Below are 1,474 nucleotides of genomic sequence, written 5' to 3'. Positions count from 1 at the left end.
AAGGCAGAATCATGACGGGCTCGTTTCCTGTCGCAAATTCGCAAGGTTCATATCAGACCGCTACCAGCACGATGGCGCCAATGACCAGCACGGCACCAGCAGCCATCGAAGCAGCGTACCAACGCAGTTGACCGGTCTCGGTGCGGCTCAGGGCGGTGTGACCACCCTTGGCCATACGCGGGATCAGACCGATGGTCTGGTCGAGCGGGTCTTTGCGCAGTACGTGGCTGATCGCCAGGTAAGGCTTGACGAACAGTTTGTCGTAGATCCAGTCGAAGCCCCAGGCAGCGAACCACCAGGCCGAAAGGAAACGGCCGATGCCGCTGTTGGCGATCGCCGTGACGAAGCGACGCTTGCCGAGGAACAGCAGCGCTGCCAGCAGAATACCGGCGAGGGCGATGGCGCCCGAGGCGATTTCCAGACTGTGCTTGGCTTCGCCACCGGCATGGCCAACGCTTTCTGGCAGTACGCCGTGCAGTGGCGGAACGATCATCGCGCCAATGGCGGTGGACAATACGATCAGCACCGACAATGGCAGCCAGTGAGCAATGCCGTGACCGGCGTGGGCTTCAGTCTTGGCTTCACCGTGGAACGTGATGAAGATCAGGCGGAAGGTGTACAGCGATGTCATGAACGCGCCGACCAGACCTGCGTAAAGCAGACCGTGGTTGCCGCTGGCGAACGCTTCCCAAAGGATTTCGTCCTTGGAGTAGAAGCCTGCGGTGACCAGTGGCAGGGCCGCCAGTGCCGCGCCGCCGACGATGAAGCTGGCGTAGGCCAGTGGCAGTTTTTTCCACAGACCGCCCATCTTGAAAATGTTCTGCTCGTGGTGGCAGGCAACGATCACCGCACCGGAAGCAAGGAACAGCAGGGCCTTGAAGAAGGCGATGGTAAACAGGTGGAAAATCGCGCCATCCCATGCGCCAACGCCCAGCGCCAGGAACATGTAGCCGATCTGGCTCATGGTCGAGTAGGCGAGGATACGTTTGATGTCGGTTTGTACCAGCGCGGCGAAACCGGCCAGTACCAGCGTCACACCACCAACGATGCCGACCAGATGGAGGATTTCCGGCGCCAGGGTGAACAGACCGTGGGTACGGGCGATCAGGTAAACACCGGCAGTCACCATCGTTGCGGCGTGGATCAGTGCCGAAACCGGGGTCGGGCCGGCCATCGCGTCCGCGAGCCAGGTTTGCAGCGGCAGTTGTGCCGATTTACCGACTGCGCCACCCAGCAGCATCAGGGTCGCCAAAGTGATCCAGAAGTCACCGACCTGGAATTTCTGCGGTGCCAGCACCAGCAGTTCCTGGATGTTCAGCGTGCCCACTTGCTGGAACAGGATGAACAGGCCGATGGCCATGAACACGTCGCCGATCCGGGTCACGATGAAGGCTTTGAGTGCGGCGTTACCGTTGTTGCGGTTGCTGTAATAGAAACCGATCAACAGGTACGAGCACAGGCCCACGCCTTCCCA

Annotated in this window: 1 protein-coding gene; it reads right to left on the bottom strand. The window is 60.5% G+C overall.

Going from position 1 to position 1,474, the window contains the following annotated elements:
• Positions 1 to 52: 52 nt before the first annotated feature.
• Positions 53 to 1,474, bottom strand: a 1,422-nt coding sequence (nuoL, locus tag ACIP1X_RS28680; protein WP_400755951.1) for an NADH-quinone oxidoreductase subunit L, incomplete at its 5' end; no start/stop codon positions are given.

Source organism: Pseudomonas sp. NPDC088885 (assembly GCF_044750025.1).
Taxonomy (GTDB): Bacteria; Pseudomonadota; Gammaproteobacteria; order Pseudomonadales; family Pseudomonadaceae; genus Aquipseudomonas; species Aquipseudomonas rustica.
This window is presented reverse-complemented; position numbering and strand designations above follow the sequence as displayed.